This window comes from uncultured Alsobacter sp. (assembly GCF_945952055.1).
In the GTDB taxonomy this organism is placed as follows: Bacteria; Pseudomonadota; Alphaproteobacteria; order Rhizobiales; family Beijerinckiaceae; genus Alsobacter.
The window spans coordinates 1-18,447 of the sequence record NZ_CAMFHB010000015.1 but is presented as its reverse complement, the minus strand read 5'-3'; the positions used below and the strand labels follow the sequence as shown (position 1 = coordinate 18,447).

Sequence of the window (18,447 nt, the reverse complement as noted above, 5' to 3'; positions counted from 1 at the left end):
CCGGCTCACCGCCATGGACTCGCTCCCCCGCATCCGTGCCCAGTAGGCCGCGGGGCTGTAGCGAAACTATGGTCGGCTGAATCCGCCTGTGCCGTTGACAACGCGAGCGGATTGTTCTCTCTTTGTTCGCTCAGGGAGAGCCGCCGTGGCCGCTTGCCGTTCCATGTCTCACGACGACCAGACCGTGGTCCTGCCATCCGAGCCGCGGTTCGAGATCCTCGCCGCCGCGCGCGATGCCGGCGTGGTGACGCCGTTCCGGGCATGGCGCGGGCGCTCGGGCCGGCGCTATGTGGTGTCCGTCTACAGGCCGGAGGCCGTTCCGGCCCATGACGGGGCCGTGCTCATCGCGGTCCGGCGCGACGCTGGCGGCGTGAGGCGCATCGTGGGGGTGGGGATCGAGGGGACGGTGCCGGCGTGCGCCCCCGACGAGATCCACGTGCACCTGCTGGCCGGCACGGCCATCGCCAGGGCCGCGGTCGCCGCGGACCTCATGGGCGGGTGAACATCGCCCGCCGGCGCATGAAAATGCCACCACGCTCCTCATCCTGAGAGCTCTGACGCTTATGGGTGGTCCAGCGAGCACCTCCCCCTCCGCGTCATGGCCGGGCTTGGCCCGGCCACCCACGACTTCAGGATGGCCCCGGCACAGTCGTGGATGCCCGGGCCGAGCCCGGGCAGGACGGCGGAGAGGTGGCCGCGCGCTGGAGTAGTCAGATGAAACGCCCGACCGGGTATTGATGCACACCCTCTCGGGATGAGGAGGGTGGGGCCTGGAACGCTGTTTGCAGTCCCGTTTCAGCCCCGCCCGGCGTTCAGCGCCACTCGCGGACGTCGACGAAGCGGCCGGCGATGGCGGCGGCGGCGGCCATCATCGGGGAGACGAGGTGCGTGCGGCCGCGGAAGCCCTGGCGCCCCTCGAAGTTGCGGTTCGAGGTCGAGGCGCAGCGCTCGCCCGGAGCCAGCTTGTCGGCGTTCATCGCCAGGCACATCGAGCAGCCCGGCTCGCGCCACTCGAAGCCGGCGGCCTTGAAGATCTTGTCGAGACCTTCCGCCTCGGCCTGCTCCTTCACCAGGCCGGAGCCCGGGACGATCATGGCGTTGACGTTGCCGTTCACCGTCTTGCCGGCGACGATCTGAGCCGCGGCGCGCAGGTCCTCGATGCGGCCGTTCGTGCACGAGCCGATGAAGACGCGGTCGATGGCGATGTCCGTCATCTTCTCCCCGCCCTTCAGGCCCATGTAGTCGAGGGCCCGCTGGATGGAGATGCGCTTCTGCTCGCTGGCGGCATCCTCGGCGCGCGGCACGACCCCGGTGATCGTGGCCACGTCCTCGGGGCTGGTGCCCCAGGTGACGATCGGCGGCAGGTTGGCGGCGTCGAGCTTCACCTCGCGGTCGAAGTGGGCGCCTTCGTCCGAATAGAGCGTCTCCCAGTACTTCATGGCCATGTCCCAGGCCATGCCCTTGGGCGACTTCGGACGGTCCTTCAGGTAGGCGTAGGTCTTCTCGTCCGGCGCGACGAGGCCTGCGCGCGCGCCCCCCTCGATCGACATGTTGCAGACCGTCATGCGGCCTTCCATGGAGAGCGCGCGGATCGCGTCGCCCGCATATTCCATGACGTGGCCGGTGCCGCCGGCCGTGCCGATCTCACCGATGATGGCGAGGATGATGTCCTTGGCGGTCACGCCGGCCGGCAGCACGCCGTCGACGGTGATCCGCATGTTCTTGGCCTTCTTCTGGATCAGCGTCTGCGTGGCGAGCACGTGCTCGACCTCGCTGGTGCCGATGCCGTGGGCCAGCGCGCCGAAAGCGCCATGCGTCGAGGTGTGGCTGTCGCCGCACACGATCGTCGTGCCGGGCAGTGTGAAGCCCTGCTCGGGCCCGATGATGTGGACGACGCCCTGACGCTTGTCGAGCTCGTTGTAGTACTCGATGCCGAAGTCGCGGGCGTTCTCGGCCAGCGTCTCGACCTGCGTGCGGGACTCGGGGTCCTCGATGCCGTGGGTGCGGTCGGTGGTCGGGACGTTGTGGTCGACCACGGCCAGCGTCTTCTCCGGCGCGCGCACCTTGCGGCCGGCCACGCGCAGGCCTTCGAAGGCCTGCGGGCTCGTCACCTCGTGCACGAGATGCCGGTCGATGTAGAGCAGGCAGGTCCCGTCAGGCTGGCGGTCGACGACGTGGTCGTCGAAGATCTTGTCGTAGAGGGTACGGGGAGCCATGGCGGACGCTCTCTGTCACGAAGGCAAGGGAATGGGCTTCCTTTACCCAAGCCGGCGTTGGGAGGGAAGAATGAAAAAAGGCCGGGATCGCTCCCGGCCTTTTCAAAACCGATGAGGGGCGGCGGATCAGCCGGCCTTCTTGTCGCCCTTGGGGGCGTCCTTGCGCTCGGCGATGCGGGCCGACTTGCCGCGGCGATCGCGCAGGTAATAAAGCTTGGCGCGCCGCACCTTGCCGGTGCGCACGACCTTGATGCTGTCGATCAGGGGCGAGTAGACCGGGAACACGCGCTCCACGCCCTCGCCGTAGCTGATCTTGCGAACGGTGAAGCTCTCGTTGAGGCCGCCGCCGTTGCGGGCGATGCAGACGCCCTCATAGGCCTGCACGCGGGTGCGGTCGCCTTCGACCACCTTCACGTTGACCTGGACGGTGTCGCCGGGACGGAAGTCCGGGATGGCGCGGGCAGACGCGAGCTTCTCGGCCTGCTCCTTCTCGAGCTGCTGGATGATATCCATCGTGTAAGTCTCCTGCCGGTGTGCCCGTGGTGGTGTCCTCGGGCAGGCGTTCGGCGCCGCTGTTGTGAGTTGGACGCGCGCTCTTACACGACATCCGGGCCGGAGTCGACCCGCAATGCGCAGCCCGCGCCATCGGGCGGGCGAACACACGCGGCCATGGCCGAAGGTCGGTCTCCACGACCCTTGCTGCGCCACGGCCGCCCCGGCAAGGTGCTGTCGTGCAGGAGGAGCCGATGACCAGCAAGACCAACCGTGGGCGTTTCTTCGAGGACTTCCGTCTGGGCGAGACGATCCGCCACGCCACGCCGCGCACGGTGAGCGAAGGCGACGTCGCGTTGTACGCGGCGCTGTACGGCCCGCGCTTCGTGGTCCAGTCGTCGGACGCCTTCGCCCGCGCCGTGGGGTATCGCAGGGCGCCCGTGGACGACCTGCTCGTCTTCCACTTCGTCTTCGGCAAGACGGTGCCCGACATCTCGCTCAACGCCGTGGCCAATCTCGGCTATGCGGCGGGACGGTTCCTCGCGCCGGTCGTGCCGGGCGACACCCTGTCGACCGTGTCGGAGGTGATCGGCCTCAAGGAGAACTCCAACCGGCAGACCGGCGTCGTCTACGTCCGCTCCACCGGCTACAACCAGGACGGCGTCGAGGTGCTCGACTACGTGCGCTGGGTGATGGTGCGCAAGGCGGATCCGGCGTCGGTGATCGCCGAGGAACACGTCCCGACGCTGCCGCGGGTGGTTGCTCCCGACGCGCTGGGCGATGCCTGCCCGATCATCGATCGCGATGCCTGGGACGAGTCCCTTTCCGGCTCGCCGTTCCGCTGGGACGACTACGAGATCGGCGAAACGATCGATCACGTGGATGCCATGACGGTGGAGGAGGCCGAGCACCAGCTCGCCACGCGCCTCTACCAGAACACCGCGCGCGTGCACTTCGACCAGCTCTCGCAGTCGCAGAGCCGCCACGGCCGCCGTCTGATCTACGGAGGCCACGTCATCTCGCTGGCGCGCGCGCTCAGCTTCAACGGGCTCGGCAACGCCTTCCACATCGCCGCGATCAACGGCGGACGCCACGTCGCGCCGCTCTTTGCCGGGGGCACGGTGTCGGCCTGGAGCGAGATCCTCGACAAGCAGCCGCTGCCAGGGCGCGACGACGTCGGCGCGCTGCGCGTCAGGACCGTGGCGACCAAGGACCGTCCCTGCGCCGACTTCCCGCTCAAGACCGGCGAGGAGTACGACCCCTCCGTCATCCTCGACCTCGACCTGTGGCTGTTGATCCCGCGGTGAGGCGCCCGGCGGGGCTGGTGATTCCCCGACCAAGTGATTCATCGACCACCAGAATCGCCTGAAACGGGACTCGTTTCCCGCGGTGATTCCGTGACCACCGCCGCTTTCGCGAGGGTGATGGGACTGCCTGTGGTAGGCCACGACCGTCCTGATCCCGAGCGCTTGTGACCCTCTCCCTGCCCCCATCTCCCTCATCCTGAGCCGGCCGCACGGCGGCCGTGTCGAACGACGCAGGCTGGCGCAGCGGCGCTTCTGTGCGTGGTCCTTCGGCTCACGGCCCTGCGGGCCGTGGCTCAGGATGCGCTGAAGAGAGAAGCACCAAGGCTTTGATCGGACTCTTCTTTTCGGGTTACGCGCTGGGCCCGAAGTGATTCTCCGACCACTCCAAGGCGTTTGAATCGGAGCCGAAACGGCTCGTGATTCTCCGATCATCGGTCCTCGAGGCCCTTTGGGCGCGTCGCGCGTTAACACGGCGTTCACCACCCGCCATCAGGCTCTCTCCATGCTCCTGCCCATGGCTCCCGATCTTGCCGCCGCGCTCGTCCGCTGGCGCCGTCACCTGGCCTCGGAACGCCGGCTGTCGCCCAAGACGCTGGAGTCCTACGAGCGCGACGTGCGGCAGTTCGCGAGCTTCCTGGCCGAGCGGGACGGCACCCCGCCGGACCTGCCGTCCATCTCGCGGCTGAAGCCGGCCGACCTGCGGGCCTTCATGGCCGGGCGCAGGTCGGAGGGCATCGGCAGCCGATCGCTGATGCGCAACCTGGCCGGTGTCCGGTCGGCGCTGCGGTTCCTGGAGAGAGAAGGCCTCGCCAAGGCCTCGGCCCTGTCGGCCATTCGCGGGCCGAAACTCAGCCGGACCCTGCCCAAGCCCCTTCCCGCCGAGGCCGCACGCAAGGTGATCGATCCGGACATGCGCGCCGCGGAGGATCGCGACACCTGGGTCCTGGTGCGCGATGCGGCGGTCCTCGCTCTCCTCTACGGCTGCGGACTTCGCATTTCCGAGGCGCTGGGGATCCGCGCCAAGGATGCGCCGGTTCCGGGCATCGACAGCATCACGGTGACCGGAAAGGGCGGCAAGACGCGCTCGGTGCCGGTCCTGCCCCAGGTGGCGGTCGCGGTGCAGGACTATGTGAGCTTGTGCCCCTGGCCGCTTGTGCCGGACGAGTCCCTTTTCCGGGGGGCCAAGGGTGGCCCCCTGTCACCGCGCATCATCCAGGCGGCGATGGAGCGGCTGCGCGGTGCGCTGGGTCTGCCGGACACGGCGACGCCGCATGCGCTACGCCACTCCTTCGCCACCCACCTCCTGGCGCGGGGCGGCGAGCTGCGGGCCATCCAGGAGCTTCTCGGCCACGCCTCGCTGTCGACCACGCAGATCTACACCGAGGTCGATACGTCGCGGCTGCTCGCCGCCTATAACGCCGCGCATCCGCGCGCGCAGTAAGCCGGCGCCGAACCGTCAGCGCGTGCCGTACATGCGGTCGCCGGCGTCGCCCAGGCCCGGCACGATGTAGCCGTGATCGTTGAGGTGCTCGTCGATCGCCGCCGTCCAGATCCGCACCTCCGGGTGGGCGCCGGTGAGGCGCGACACGCCCTCCGGCGCGGCGAGCAGGCAGACGAAGCGGATGTCCTTGGCGCCGCGCTCCTTCAGCCGATCGATGGCGGCGACGGCGGAGTTGGCCGTGGCGAGCATGGGGTCGATCACGACCACGAGGCGGTCTGCGATGTCGGACGGTGCCTTGAAGTAGTACTCGACGGCCGTCAGCGTCTCGGGGTCGCGATACAGACCGATATGGGCGACGCGGGCGGAGGGCACGAGCGAGAGCATGCCGTCCAGCATGCCGACGCCGGCGCGCAGGATCGGCGCGAAGACGAGCTTCTTGCCGGCGATGGTCGGCGCCATCATGGTCGTGATCGGCGTCTCGGTTTCCACCAGCTCCAGCGGCAGGTCGCGCGTGACCTCGTAGGCCAGCAGCATGCCGATCTCGTTGAGGAGCTGCCGGAAGCCCTTGGTGGAACGCTTCTTGTCCCGCATCAGGGTGAGCTTGTGCTGCACCAGCGGGTGAGACACGACGGTTACGCCTTCCATGAGGACCCTCGGCGGCAACTGGACCTGGTTGGGCGCAGTCTAAGCGCGGTCAGGGCGTCAGAACACCGTCCCGTCGCTGATCACGGTGATCGGCGGTGCTCCATCCACGCGTTTTTCGCGTGCGAGGCGTCGTCCGGCCGCCCAGGTGCCGCCTTCCAGCACCTTGGCGAGCGGGAACTGCTCGGCCGTCCGTCCGAGGCGATGCCGCACCAGGGCTGACACGTCGTCGAGGAGGGCCACGGTCAGCGTCCGCCACTCCACCACCAGCGTGGAATCCACCCGGTGCGGTTCCTTGGCCTCGCGCGGATTGACGTGGCGCAGGACGCCGGCGTCGATGAAGAGGCCGCCGTTGCGATACTCGGCGAGGCCCGTGAGGGCGTCGATGCCGGACACGCCGATGCCAGCCCACTGCAGGGGCTCGATCAGCGAATAGGCCAGCCACTGCGAGAGCTTGTGGAAGGGGATGAGCCCGGTGGTGGCGTCCTGCGTGACCAGGCTGGGATGGAACCAGGTGTCGCCCAGGTCGATGCCGCCCAGCGTGCTGCGGCCCGGCCAGATCGGGCCCAGGTGCTCCAGCAGCGCCGTCAGGATCGCCTCGGCCGGCAGCACGCCGCCTTCGGCCCGGGCGGTGAGATAATCGAAGAGGCCGCCCGGCCGCGGCACGTCCGCCCGGGCGAAAACCTCCGGCTTGGCGGCCACCGTGTCGCCCAGCCGGCGCATCAGGGCCGCGCGCCCCTCGAGGCCGACGAGCGGATTGTCGGGGCCGACCTGGAAGCCTTCCGCCAGGGTCTCGGCGGAGGTGGCCGAGAGCGCCGAGGCGTCGGCGCGCAGGCGGTCGCGCGTGCTCGCCGAGAAGCCGCCGGCGGCGAAGACGTCGAAGCTGGCGATCGCCAGCCCCTCGGAGCGCGTGAAGGTCTCGCCGCTCACGATTTCCTTGTATCGCCAGGCCGGGCCGGCGCCGGCATCCAGGAGCACGCTGGTGATGGCGAGGTCGAAGGCGGCCCGGGCCCTCGCGGCCGAGGACGGCCAGGTCGTCGCACGGTCGAGCGTGGCCCAGCGGTCGAACCCCCCGGCCGAGAAATGCCGCCAACGCGCGTGGAAGGGGACGTCCAGGGTCGGATAATTGCGCCGGATCGTGTCGAGCACGTAGTCGCAGCAGCGCAGCAGCCGGCCCGAATCCACGACGAAGTGCGGGAGATCGCCTGCAATGCCGAGATCCAGCATCCTGTGGGCGCGGTCGCGGATCGGCCGCGGCGAAAGCAGGGACCGGGCGAGGTCCGTGTCGGAAGGGGCCATGGAGCGGTGTGGCCTCAGTAGCGTTCGAGCGGTCGGCCCACCGTGCCGCGCAGGTCGTCGCGCGTCGGGGTGCCGTCGGGGGCATAGTAGCCCGCCGCCTTCTTGGCTTCCATCTCGACCGATGCGTCGGGCGGAATGAGTTCGTCGGGGATCGGGACCCGCTCGACGATCTCGATGCCCGATCCGACGATGGCGTCGTACTTCATGTTGGACATGGACATGAACCGGTCGATGCGGCGGATGCCGAGCCAGTGCAGGACGTCCGGCATCAACTGCTGGAACCGGGCGTCCTGGACGCCGGCAACGCATTCGGTCCGCTCGAAATAGGTCGCGGCCTGGTCCCCGCCTTCCTGACGCTTGCGGGCATTGTAGACGAGGAACTTGGTCACCTCGCCGAGAGCGCGGCCTTCCTTCCGGTTGTAGGCGATCACGCCAACTCCGCCCTTCTGGGCCTCGCGGACGCACTCCTCGATGCCGTGCACCAGGTAGGGGCGGCAGGTGCAGATGTCCGAGCCGAACACGTCCGAGCCGTTGCACTCGTCGTGCACACGGCAGGCGATCGTCCGCCGCGGGTCGGTCAGCGCCTCGATGTCGCCGACGATGTAGACGGTGGTCCCGCCGATGGGAGGCAGGAACACCGACAGGTCGGGACGCGTGACGAGTTCGGGGAACATGCCCCCGGTCTGCTCGAACAGGGTCCGGCGCAACTGCGTCTCGGTCACGCCGAAGCGCGCCGCCACGCCGGGCAGGTGCCAGACCGGGTCGATCGCGACCTTGGTCACCGACACGTCGCCCGAGCGGTAGATGATGTCCTCGTCGGCCTTCAGCCTGCCGCCCGACAGCGCGGCGACGACCTCGGGCATGTTCAGGCGCGCCTTGGTGATCGCGATGGTCGGGCGCACGTCCAGTCCCTGGCCGATCTCGGTGGCGAAGGCCTGTCCCGCCACGTGGCCCCAGGGATCGAGCGAGACGATGCGACCGGGCTCCGACCACTGCGGGTGCGGGCCGATGCCGACGACCGGATGCGTGTTGGTGAGGTCCGGGCGCGAAAGCGGATTGAGGGCGCCGGAGGACACCGCGAGCGCGCGATAGAGCGAATAGGCGCCGCCGTGGGCCCCGATGACGTTGCGGTCGCCCGGCGAGGTCACGGAACCGACCACCGGTCCGCGGCTCCTGGCATCCGCCGCGCCCCAGGCGAGGGGCCAGCGCGCGACGCCGCCGCCCGGCTCCGGATGGGAGGTCAGGCGGATGTGGGTCGAGCGGTTTTCCGACATTTCGGCGCTCCGCGGGGGCAAGGGCACGTTTTCGCGCCCTTTCGGAAAAGGAGAGGCCCCCCGGTACGGTCCGAGGGGCCCATATTGCCGACTATCGTGATCCGGGGTTGACGGAACGTCAACGCTGCCGTTCGCCAAGTCGTCGCTCTGTCAAGTCATCGCCGAGCCCGAAAGCCCGCCGCAACCTGCCGATCGCGCCGCTTCACTTGCCCGTCTTCACTCTCGTCCACAGGCGCGTGATCGTTTTCTGCAGCTTGTCGTCCGGCGACGAGTTGGTGAACAGCCGCTTCAGCACGGCGTCGTTCGGATAGATGCCCGGATTCTGGAGGATCTCCGGCTTGACCTGCGCCCGCGACGCGGCGTTGCCGTTGGCGTAGTTCACGACGTTGGTGTTGCGCGCCGCGATGTCGGGCCGCAGCATGTAGTCGATGAAGGCGTAGGCATTGTCCTTGTTGGGCGCGTCGGCCGGGATCACCATCGAGTCGAACCACATGAGCGCACCCTCGCGCGGGATGGCGTAGGCGATCTCGACGCCGTTCTTGGCCTCCTCGGCCCTGCGCTTGGCCTGCAGCATGTCGCCCGAGTAGCCGATCACGAAGCAGACGTCGCCGTTGGCCAGGGCGTTGATGTATTCGGACGAGTGGAACTTGCGCACCGCGCCGCGCACCTTCATCAGGGCATCGGCCGCCTTCTGGTAGTCGTTGGCGTTCTTGGAGTCGGGGTTCAGGTTCAGACCGCGCAGGATGCCCGGGAACATGTCCTCGGGACTGTCCAGCATCATGACCCCGCAGTCCTTGAGCTTGTTGAGGTTTTCGGGCTTCAGCACGACGTCCCAGCTGTCCACCGGGGTGCTGCCGAGCCGCTCCTTCACCTTGGTCACGTTGTAGCCGAAGCCCGTCGTGCCCCACATGTAGTTCACGGCGAACTGGTTGCCGGGGTCGAAGGCCTTCAGCCGGTCGGCGATCTCGGGCCAGACGTTCTTGATGTTGGGAAGCTTGGCCTTGTCGAGCTTCTGGAAGACGCCGGCGGCGACCATGCGCTGCAGGAACGGCCCGGACGGCACCACGATGTCGTAGCCGGACTTGCCGGCCATCATCTTCGTCTCGACGATCTCGTTGTTGTCGTAGGTGTCGTAGACGACCTTGATGCCGGTCTCCTTGGTGAAGTCGTCCAGGACGCTGGCATCGATGTAGTCGGTCCAGTTGTAGACGTTGACCACCTTGTTCTGCGCATGCGCCGGCAGCGCCCAGCCGAGGGCGGCGATCGAGATCGTCAGGAAGAGACCCGCGGGGATGCCGCGGGAACGGGCCATGTCACAAGTCATCGAGAACGCTCCGGTGGAGAAAGAAACCGTATGGGCGCGTGCAAGCCTCGCGCCGGGGTGCCGCGGACCGCGGCGGGACGCTAAGGCCTGACGCCGGCCGGTCAAGCGGCTTTGCGGGCCACCGTCTCCAGCCGGGACAGCGCCCCGTCGAGCACCTCGTCGCGCTTGGCGAAGCAGAACCGCACGACGCTGCGGATCGGATCGCGCGCATAGAAGGCCGAGACCGGGATGGCCGCCACGCCGTGCTCCTGCACGAGCCGCTGGCAGAACGCGACGTCGTCGGTTTCGCCCAGCGGGGCGAGGTCCACGTTGAGGAAATAGGTGCCGGCGCTGGGCAGGACCGAGAAGCCCCGCTCCGAAAGACCCGTCGCGAAACGGTCCCGCGAACGCTGCAGGGCCGCGCGCATGCCCTCGAAGTAGGTCTGGTCCTTGCCGAGCCCATAGGCGACCGCCGCCTGCAGGTTGGGCGGGGTGGTGAAGGTGATGAACTGGTGGGCCTTGGCCAGCACCCGCAGGATGTGGGCGTGGGCGCAGACGAAGCCGACCTTCCAGCCGGTCAGCGAGAAGATCTTGCCGGCCGAGCCGATCTTGACCGTCCGCTCGCGCATGCCGGGGATCGCCAGCATCGAGAGGTGCCTGGCTCCGTCGAACACGACGTGCTCCCAGACCTCGTCGCACAAGGCGATCGTGTCGTTCTCGACGCAGAAACGCGCGAGCAGCTCGAGGTCCTCCCGTGGAGCGATGGTCGCCGAGGGGTTCAGCGGGTTGTTGAGCAGGACCACCCGGGTCTTCGGCGAGAAGGCCGCCCTCAGCTGCGCCTCGTCGAAGCGCCAGTGCGGCGGCTCCAGGCGAACGAACCTGGGCACGCCGCCCGCCCGCAGCACGAGAGGGAGATAGGCGTCGTAGAGCGGCTGGAACAGGACGACCTCGTCGCCCGGCTGGATCAGCGCCATCAGCGCGCCGGCGAGCGCCTCGGTGGCGCCGGAGGTGATCATCACCTCGCTTTCCCAGTCGAGCGCGACGTCCTGGTGGCGCGCGTAGTGGCCCGCGACCGCCTGGCGCAGTTCCGGCAGGCCCATCATCGGCGGATACTGGTTCCAGCCCGTCATCACCGCGTCCGCGGCGGCGCGGCGAACGTCCTCCGGGCCGGGATCGTCGGGAAAGCCCTGGCCGAGATTGATGGCGCCGGTTTCGCGGGCGAGGCGCGACATCACCTCGAACACGGTGGTGGGAAGCTCGGCGAACAGCGGATTCATGCATCGTCCCCGTCGTGACGGGGTCTTCCGTATCATGGGCCGCGAAGGCGCCCAAGCCGGGGGCCGCCCTCGCTCTTGCCCGCCCGCGCGTCCCGTGTCATCCCGCCGCCCATGAGCAGCCTGCGCACCCTTCTCGTCCTCGGCGGAGCCCGCTCCGGCAAGACCCGCCTCGCTCTGTCCGCCGTGGAAGCTGCCTCGGACGAGCCGGTGATGATCGCCACCGCGACCGCGGGGGACGCGGAAATGGCCGACCGGATCGCGCGGCACCGCGAGGAGCGCGGGCCGCGCTGGCGGACGATCGAGGAAACCGTCGATCTCGCCGGTGCCCTGCGCGCCGCCGACGCGCCCGGCGCCGCCGTGGTCGTGGATTGCCTGACGCTCTGGCTGTCCAACCTGACGTTCGGCGGGCACGACGTCGAAGCGCGCACCGCGGAGGCGATCGAGGCCCTGAGGTCCGTCACCGTCCCCGTCGTGCTGGTCAGCAACGAGATCGGGCTGGGCCTGGTGCCCGACACGCCGCTCGGGCGCCGCTTCCGGGATGCGCAGGGACGGCTGAACCAACGCATGGCGCAGGCCTGCGACGCGGCCGTGTTCGTCGCCGCGGGGCTGCCGCTGGTTCTCAAGCCGGAGGGGGGCGTGCCTTCGTCCGTATTGGCGCTTCGTGCGGTCATTTCGCGGACGCCACCGCATCGAGGTTGATGTCCAGGTTGCCTTTCGGGGCGCGATCCTGTCATGCGCGACAGACGGCCGATGACGGCGGATCGGCCGTCAAGTGTCGCTTGAGCCAGTCGAACGGGCCTTAACGTGAGCGCTGCTTTGTCATAGTCTGTCGGCGTGTCTGCCTTCCATCTTCAGCGAGGCCGTCATGCTCAATCTCGTCGTTGCTTTCGTCATTGGGTACTACTGCGATCGGCTGTTTGGCGTCTCGCTCTTTGGTTGGCCCCAGCGCTGGCTGTTCCGAGGAAGTTCCGGGCCCTTCGTCCTCGCTGTCTTCTTCGGCTTCGTTGCGGTGGGTCTGCTGGCCCTGACCTTTCCGCCCGATCTCGCCGCATCCCACAAGCTGCCGGCATTCTGGGGGAAGCTCAGCGAGTCCAGGCTGCTTCTGTCGCTCTCGGGATTTTTCATCGGTTCCTTCGTGAGTGCCTGGCTGTCGGAAACCGACCCGTCACAGGACTCGAAGCGCTCCGACCTGTTCTACACCCAGCGTTCACTGGTCGTCGTCGGCTTGGGTATCGCCGGCCTGATCCTGGCGCTCGACCACGACTACGGGATCATGTCTCGCGTCGCCAAGGTGCAGACGAGTGGGTTCACCCTCGAGCTGGCCCAGTCGCTCCGCGGGGCAGATTCGTCGGACCCGGCCATTGTACCTCCCACGAGCTTCAAGGCGCCCGTGTCGTCCGACCCCACGGCCGTGGCGTTTCTGCTCGCCACGGATATCTCGGGCCAGATGGCCCGGGATGAGACCCTCGTGCGCGAAGTCTTCGCGGGAAATTCTGGTCGTAAAGTCGAAGACTACCCGGAGCATGAGTTCATCCGGACCGTTATCGATCCGACAGTCAGTCGCCTGCGCGTCATGCACGATCGCTGGCACAACAAGAGCCTCGAGTTTATCGTCGACCCCAAATCAGTCCACGGAATTCGGCTGGCCTTGGCACGGGAGAACCCCAACCTCGACGAGGCCATCCTTCATATCAACGCCATCTATTATTCGGTAGCGGACCAGTTTCGATTGCTATGCGCGAATGAGCCCGAGTTCATGGCGTTCCATTTCAACAAGAATGGCAAGAAAGAGGTCGAGCGCTGTCCCACCGCACCAAACGCCCAGCTCTTCTTGGAAGCAGAGGCTGTCCAGGTCATCGGCAATCGACACCCCACCCGTTCATCATTGCCAACACTGGGCATTGCGGTGCGCGATGGTGCTCTCGAAAAGCCGCAAGAGAGGCCCTTTCTTCACATCGCATTGGCCGGTCTGCTCAACGGTATAGGACACGGAAACGCCGGCGTCGCGGAATTGCACGAGTGGATGCGAAAGGCCCAGTCCCGCGCCAGCAAAGACAATAGTCCGGAAGGCGCCTTCCGGTTGAAGGTTTGGGAGTTCCGAGCGCGGCTTGCCGGGGCGATGCAACTCGATGGTTCTTCGGCCTGGCCGGGATTGACCATGGTTGCCCGGATTTGGAGCGATGCTGCCGATACGGGCATGCAGCTCTTGGTCGGATCCGAAACGGTCGCCAAGTATTTGGATTTGTTCAAAGACAAATCAGATTTTTCCGCGCGCAACGAGGCCGAATGTCTTCGTGTGCCCACGATGGTGAAGCGTGCAATCTACAATACATATCTAGCAAAGAACATGTCGCTGTTTTACATGACTGCAGACAAGCTGGCCGAGGTCAAGCCAAGCCACGTCGATCGCGCCAGTCGAATGATCAAAGATCTGCAGGCATTCCGCTGGGAATGTTTGAAAGGTACAGGGTCGGACTACAATGAGGTCAAGGCGAATATTTACCATACGATAGCCGGCGCAGAATTACATTTTGCCCTGAAAACCTTTGACGGGGAATGGTCAGGCGACGCCAAAAAGCATCTCTGCTCCGCCAGATCTGCCATCGAGGTTGCTGCAATCACAGCGTCCTGCTTGTCGGAGGCGGCGCCGCTGGACAACGACAGCTATCTCTATGTGCAGCTGGATCAGGTTGACGATGACAAGATCGGCGACAAGGTGGGCGCGCTGCAAAAGCGCATACAGTCTATTCTAAAGCAGGCGCCGGCTACGCTGTGCGGCTAGAACGGCGGCGAAAATCTCGCTTGGCTCACGGCTGCCACTTCAGCGGACCCGCAGCGACAGCGTCTACCGCCAGCGTCAACCAAACGACCGCCAAAATGAGTTTTGCCATGGAACTCTCCCGATGGTCGATCTTAACTTCTCATTTGTGACGGGAGCAAGGCTAACGGTTCAAACCGTCGCATGTGTCTCGACGACGCCGGTAGGGGCCGCTTTTCGGCGATGCGGCTGGTCGCCTCAGCCGGTGGCTGAGCGGCGCAGTGAGAGGCGCGCCACGGTGAACGAGGCCAGGCCCGAGGCGGCAATGGCGAGCGGCAGGGCCGTGGGGGAGTAGGAGAGGCCCCAGGCCACGGCGATGCCGACCAGCGCCGCCGAGGTCATCTGGGTCACCCCCTGCAGCGAGGACGCTGCCCCCGCGCGCTCGGGGAAGGGCTGCATGGCGCCGAGCATGGTCTGCGGCAGGATGAAGCCGATCCCGCAGGTGTAGAGCATCATGGGCAGCACGATCTCGAGGAAGGATCCGGTGCCTACCAGCCGCAACGCCAGCATCACCACGCCGCCCGCGGCCAGGAACGAGGTGCCGTAGCGAATGACGGCGGGACCGCCGCCGATCCCGATCACCCGCCGGCTGAGCACGGTCCCGGAGACGTAGCCGACCACGACGAGGCAGAACGACAGCCCCATCTGGAAGGGCGTCAGTCCGTAGGGCCCCTGGAGCACGAAGGACGCGCCCGAGATGAAGGCGAAGAGGCCGCCATAGGCCAGCGCCGCGATGGCCGCGTTCATGCGGAACACGGGATTTTTGCCGATGAAGGCGAAGTTGCGCAGGATCCCGAGCGGCGAGATCGACGCATCTGATCGCTGGCGCAGCGTTTCGGGCAGCAGGACGATGACCGCGGCGGCCAGCATCGCCGCCCCGGCGAAGCTGGCGATGAAGCTCGCCCGCCACCCGAACCACGTCTGCAGCAGCCCTCCCAGGGCCGGCGCGATCGCCGGTACCACGCCCATGATGGTGCCCATCCGGGCCATCTCCCGGGCGGCCCGGTGGCCGTCGTACAGGTCGCGCACGACGGTCCGGGCCAGGATGATCGGTCCGGCCGCGCCGAGAGCCTGCAGCGCACGGGCCATGATCAGGCCGTTGACCGACGGCGCGGCCGCGCAGGCGCCGGACGCCAGGACGTAGAGCGAGAAGCTTGCGATCAGCACGGGCCTGCGCCCGTAGCGGTCCGACAAGGGACCGTAGATGACCTGCCCGACGGCGAACGCCACCAGGTAGGTCGACAGCGTGAGCTGCACGTGGCTCGTCGAGGCGCCGAAGGCCTCCGCGATCGCCGGCAGCGACGGGAGGTACATGTCCGTCGAGAGCGGGCCCAAGGCCGTCATCAGCCCGAGAACAGCGGTCAGAGCCAGCGTGTCGGGGCGTAGACGCATTGAGGACGGGCTTTCTTGCTCAAAAACCCCGTTTATCGGCTGAAATGGGTGTTGTCGACCGTCTGGTCGCAGCTCGTTTCAACGGAAACGAGCTGCGATCCCAATTTCCGGGTGGTCGCATGCTTCTCGCGAGAAGCCGGATCCACCTTCTCTCAGTATGTTCAGCGGAAGCGATGCAGGCCTGCGCCGTGGCGTTTCAGCCAGGCCTCGGCCTCGTCCGTGTTCTCGCACAGCTTGTAGACCAGGCGCCAGAAACGCGGCGAGTGGTTCATTTCCTTCAGGTGGGCGACCTCGTGGGCGGCCAGGTAGTCCAGCACGAAGGGCGGCGCGAGGATCAGGCGCCACGAGAAGTTCAGCCTGCCGGTGGTTGAGCAGGATCCCCAGCGGCTGGTGGTGTCGCGGATCGTGATCTTGGTCGCGCGCTTGCCGAGCGCCGCGGTGTGGCGCAGGACCGCCGCCTCGATGTCCTTGCGGGCCTCCCGCTTGAGGAAATCCAGGATCCGGCGATGGGCGTGCTCGGGCAGGCCCGACACCACGAGCCGCGGCCGGCCGGTCGCCCTGGGCTCCTCCCAGACGGTGCCGCGGGCATTCGGGCGGTTTTCGATGCGGTGTTCCACGCCCCGGATGGGGACGACGGCGCCGGGCAGGAGCTCGACCGTTTCCGGGAGCTTCGCCACGCGCGCGGCGATCCAGCCGCCGTGGCGCTGTGCGAAATCCGCCGCGCGGGCGAAATCCGCCCTGTAGGGCAGGGTCAGGACGACGTCGCCGGTGGCCGCGCTGACGCGCAGGGTGAACCGGCGCGCAGCGGCAACACGCCGCACGGCCACCCGGAAGACCTCTCCGGCGTGCGGAATTTCGAGATGTGAAGGATCCGGCTGGCGTTTGGTGCGCTGCCAGCCGAGGCGGAAACCCATGGTCATGGCACAAGCCTGCTCAATTTCGCAGATCTTGTCACGCAGTCTTGGACACGACCGCGCAGGCGCAGAGGTGCCATGCAGCCCGTTGGCCGGGCGGCGGCGATTACTCGACCTTCTCGTTCGGATAGACGCCCCAAAGCTTCGCCTGCTGCATGTAGCCGTCGAAGCCTTGACCTGTAAGCCGGCACCACGTGCCATCGCAAGCCTTGACCGAAGCCAGCACGCCCGGCTGCAACTGGGCGGATACTTCCGAAGAGGTATTCGACTTTGCGTAAAGAGGTAGTGCCGCGTCCTTCGACCACGGTGCTACCAGGGCTGTCCGGCGGGCGCTGAGCAGGCTGTGCAGCACCCAGCCTTCCGAGCCCTCCGAGTCGCGAATCCGGCGCCAGGTCTCGAATTCCGCGGTGATCTCCACCGGTAGTCCCGACCGCTGGAACACCCAGCTCGTGCGGTGCTCCTTGGACGGACCTTCACGCAGGTTAACCCTGTCCGACTTCAGGCTCACGAAGCGCGGGACCGGCAATTTTGAGACCGGGCCGATGCTGACCGGCTCGGCGGCCCGAGCCCCGGGCCCCCCGGTCGGGGCCACGGCGAGGAGAGCGAGGAGGGCGAGGAGGGCCGGAGCGCGGCGCGGGGCATGGGGCATGGAAAGGCGGTCCCGGGTCTCGTCCGAAGGTGGCGGCTGAGCGGAGATTGTCTTTCGCAATCCGCACCGATACAGAAGTCCGACGCGCCCGCGAACCGTCACCGTATGGCCCCAAGTTCTGGGGTCGAGGCGGTTAACGGATGGTGAAAGGCCGGGCATCCGTCGGGTGCGCGGTCGGGCGTCGAGCGAGGGGGTGAGGCCGGTCATGAGCAAGAAGAAGCCGCTCGTCGTCGTCACGCGCAAACTGCCCGACGTCGTGGAAACGAGGATGCGTGAGCTCTTCGATGCACGTCTGAACGTCGACGACCACCCCATGACCCAGGCCGAGCTGGCCGAGGCCCTGCGCACGGCGGACGTGCTCGTGCCCACCGTTACGGACAAGATCGACGCCCAGCTCCTCGCCCAGACCGGCGAAAACCTGAAGCTTATCGCCAATTTCGGCAACGGCGTGGACAATATCGACGTGCAGACGGCGCTGACGCGCGGTCTCACCGTCACCAACACGCCAGGCGTGCTGACAGAAGACACCGCCGACATGACCATGGCGCTGATCCTGGCGGTCGCCCGCCGGATCGCCGAAGGCTCGCGGGTGATCCCCGACGAGGCCTGGAACGGCTGGTCCCCCACCTGGATGCTGGGCCGCCGGATCACCGGCAAGCGCCTCGGCATCGTCGGCATGGGCCGCATCGGCCAGGCGGTGGCGCGCCGCGCCCGCGCCTTCGGCCTGCAGGTGCACTACCACAACCGTCGCCGCGTCGCCGCGCCGATCGAGGAGACGCTGGAGGCGACCTACTGGGATTCGCTGGACCAGATGCTCGCGCGCATGGACATCGTGTCGGTGAACTGCCCGCACACGCCCGCGACCTACCATCTGCTCTCGGCGCGCCGGCTCAAGCTCCTCAAGCCCGATGCCATCGTCGTCAACACGGCCCGCGGCGAGATCATCGACGAGAATGCCCTCACCCGGATGCTGGAAGCGGGCGAGATCGCAGGCGCCGGCCTCGACGTCTTCGAGCACGAGCCGGCCATTTCGCCCCGGCTCCTGAAGCTGGCGCGCCAGCATCGGGTCGTCGTGCTGCCGCACATGGGATCGGCCACGCACGAAGGCCGCATCGACATGGGCGAGAAGGTCATCGTCAACATCAAGACCTTCATGGACGGCCACCGTCCGCCGGACCGGGTCCTTCCGTCGATGCTGTGACGGGCGTGATCGATCACGTCTGCCTCTACGTCCCGGATCTCGCCGCCGCCCGGCGCTTCTACGATGCCGTCCTGGGCGCGCTCGGCCTGCCCTGCGTGGGGGCGAACGACACCTGGATCGGCTACGGCCTGCGGGCCGACGCCGACCATCCGCACCGCACCTATGTCTCGATCCGCACGGGAACGCCGGCCGGCGCCGGCTTTGTCTGGACCTTCCGGGCCC

General features: G+C 67.5%; 17 protein-coding genes. 7 read left to right on the top strand and 10 right to left on the bottom strand.

Going from position 1 to position 18,447, the window contains the following annotated elements:
• Nucleotides 1-145 precede the first annotated feature (145 nt).
• Nucleotides 146-502, top strand: a complete 357-nt coding sequence (locus Q0Q47_RS13205) for a hypothetical protein (RefSeq protein ID WP_293860201.1) — start codon at nucleotides 146-148, stop codon at nucleotides 500-502.
• Between the two features lie 310 nt (nucleotides 503-812).
• Here Q0Q47_RS13205 and leuC read toward each other — a convergent pair whose 3' ends face one another.
• Together leuC and rplS are read right to left on the bottom strand one after the other, a co-directional pair.
• Nucleotides 813-2,216 (bottom strand): 3-isopropylmalate dehydratase large subunit, encoded by a 1,404-nt coding sequence (leuC, locus tag Q0Q47_RS13200; protein ID WP_293860198.1) that lies wholly within the window; start codon nucleotides 2,214-2,216, stop codon nucleotides 813-815.
• Between the two features lie 126 nt (nucleotides 2,217-2,342).
• On the bottom strand, nucleotides 2,343-2,729 hold the full coding sequence (rplS, locus tag Q0Q47_RS13195) for a 50S ribosomal protein L19 (protein WP_293860195.1): 387 nt from the start codon (nucleotides 2,727-2,729) through the stop codon (nucleotides 2,343-2,345).
• 233 nt (nucleotides 2,730-2,962) lie between these two features.
• Between rplS and Q0Q47_RS13190 the strand changes: the two genes are divergently transcribed.
• Nucleotides 2,963-4,015, top strand: a complete 1,053-nt coding sequence (locus Q0Q47_RS13190) for a MaoC family dehydratase (RefSeq protein WP_293860192.1) — start codon at nucleotides 2,963-2,965, stop codon at nucleotides 4,013-4,015.
• Nucleotides 4,016-4,517: 502 nt separating this feature from the next.
• Nucleotides 4,518-5,456, top strand: a complete 939-nt coding sequence (locus tag Q0Q47_RS13185; RefSeq protein WP_293860189.1) for a tyrosine recombinase XerC — start codon at nucleotides 4,518-4,520, stop codon at nucleotides 5,454-5,456.
• Between the two features lie 15 nt (nucleotides 5,457-5,471).
• Here Q0Q47_RS13185 and upp read toward each other — a convergent pair whose 3' ends face one another.
• The 5 genes from upp to Q0Q47_RS13160 all read right to left on the bottom strand — a co-directional run bounded on the left by upp (nucleotide 5,472) and on the right by Q0Q47_RS13160 (nucleotide 11,251).
• Nucleotides 5,472-6,101 (bottom strand): uracil phosphoribosyltransferase, encoded by a 630-nt coding sequence (upp, locus tag Q0Q47_RS13180; RefSeq protein WP_293860186.1) that lies wholly within the window; start codon nucleotides 6,099-6,101, stop codon nucleotides 5,472-5,474.
• Between the two features lie 57 nt (nucleotides 6,102-6,158).
• Nucleotides 6,159-7,397 (bottom strand): URC4/urg3 family protein, encoded by a 1,239-nt coding sequence (locus tag Q0Q47_RS13175; protein ID WP_293860183.1) that lies wholly within the window; start codon nucleotides 7,395-7,397, stop codon nucleotides 6,159-6,161.
• Nucleotides 7,398-7,411: 14 nt separating this feature from the next.
• Nucleotides 7,412-8,671, bottom strand: coding sequence for a GTP cyclohydrolase II (locus Q0Q47_RS13170; RefSeq protein WP_293860180.1), 1,260 nt, complete (start codon nucleotides 8,669-8,671; stop codon nucleotides 7,412-7,414).
• Between the two features lie 202 nt (nucleotides 8,672-8,873).
• Nucleotides 8,874-9,983 carry a polyamine ABC transporter substrate-binding protein gene (locus Q0Q47_RS13165; protein WP_293860177.1) on the bottom strand — a complete coding sequence of 370 codons (1,110 nt, stop codon included), beginning with the start codon at nucleotides 9,981-9,983 and terminating at the stop codon, nucleotides 8,874-8,876.
• Nucleotides 9,984-10,096: 113 nt separating this feature from the next.
• The gene (locus tag Q0Q47_RS13160) at nucleotides 10,097-11,251 is read right to left on the bottom strand and encodes an aminotransferase (protein WP_293860174.1); all 1,155 of its coding nucleotides are present in this window, start codon (nucleotides 11,249-11,251) and stop codon (nucleotides 10,097-10,099) included.
• A 111-nt stretch (nucleotides 11,252-11,362) separates the two neighbouring features.
• Here Q0Q47_RS13160 and cobU point away from each other — a divergent pair, with 111 nt between their 5' ends.
• Complete coding sequence (gene cobU, locus Q0Q47_RS13155) at nucleotides 11,363-11,950, top strand: bifunctional adenosylcobinamide kinase/adenosylcobinamide-phosphate guanylyltransferase (protein ID WP_293860446.1); 588 nt, start codon at nucleotides 11,363-11,365, stop codon at nucleotides 11,948-11,950.
• Nucleotides 11,951-12,116: 166 nt separating this feature from the next.
• Complete coding sequence (locus Q0Q47_RS13150; protein WP_293860171.1) at nucleotides 12,117-14,033, top strand: hypothetical protein; 1,917 nt, start codon at nucleotides 12,117-12,119, stop codon at nucleotides 14,031-14,033.
• A gap of 234 nt (nucleotides 14,034-14,267) precedes the next feature.
• Here the strand turns inward: Q0Q47_RS13150 and Q0Q47_RS13145 are convergent, their stop codons facing one another.
• The 3 genes from Q0Q47_RS13145 to Q0Q47_RS13135 form a co-directional block, all read right to left on the bottom strand.
• On the bottom strand, nucleotides 14,268-15,461 hold the full coding sequence (locus tag Q0Q47_RS13145; protein WP_293860168.1) for a multidrug effflux MFS transporter: 1,194 nt from the start codon (nucleotides 15,459-15,461) through the stop codon (nucleotides 14,268-14,270).
• Between the two features lie 161 nt (nucleotides 15,462-15,622).
• Entirely contained in the window at nucleotides 15,623-16,381 is a 759-nt protein-coding gene (locus Q0Q47_RS13140; RefSeq protein WP_293860165.1) for a M48 family metallopeptidase, read from the bottom strand.
• Between the two features lie 100 nt (nucleotides 16,382-16,481).
• A complete protein-coding gene (locus tag Q0Q47_RS13135; RefSeq protein ID WP_293860162.1) occupies nucleotides 16,482-17,024 on the bottom strand; it encodes an SH3 domain-containing protein in 543 nt (180 codons plus the stop codon).
• A gap of 205 nt (nucleotides 17,025-17,229) precedes the next feature.
• Here Q0Q47_RS13135 and Q0Q47_RS13130 point away from each other — a divergent pair, with 205 nt between their 5' ends.
• Together Q0Q47_RS13130 and Q0Q47_RS13125 are read left to right on the top strand one after the other, a co-directional pair.
• A complete protein-coding gene (locus Q0Q47_RS13130) occupies nucleotides 17,230-18,225 on the top strand; it encodes a D-glycerate dehydrogenase (RefSeq protein WP_293860159.1) in 996 nt (331 codons plus the stop codon).
• A gap of 5 nt (nucleotides 18,226-18,230) precedes the next feature.
• Nucleotides 18,231-18,447 (top strand): VOC family protein (locus tag Q0Q47_RS13125; protein ID WP_293860156.1); only part of this gene is annotated, 217 nt, incomplete at its 3' end.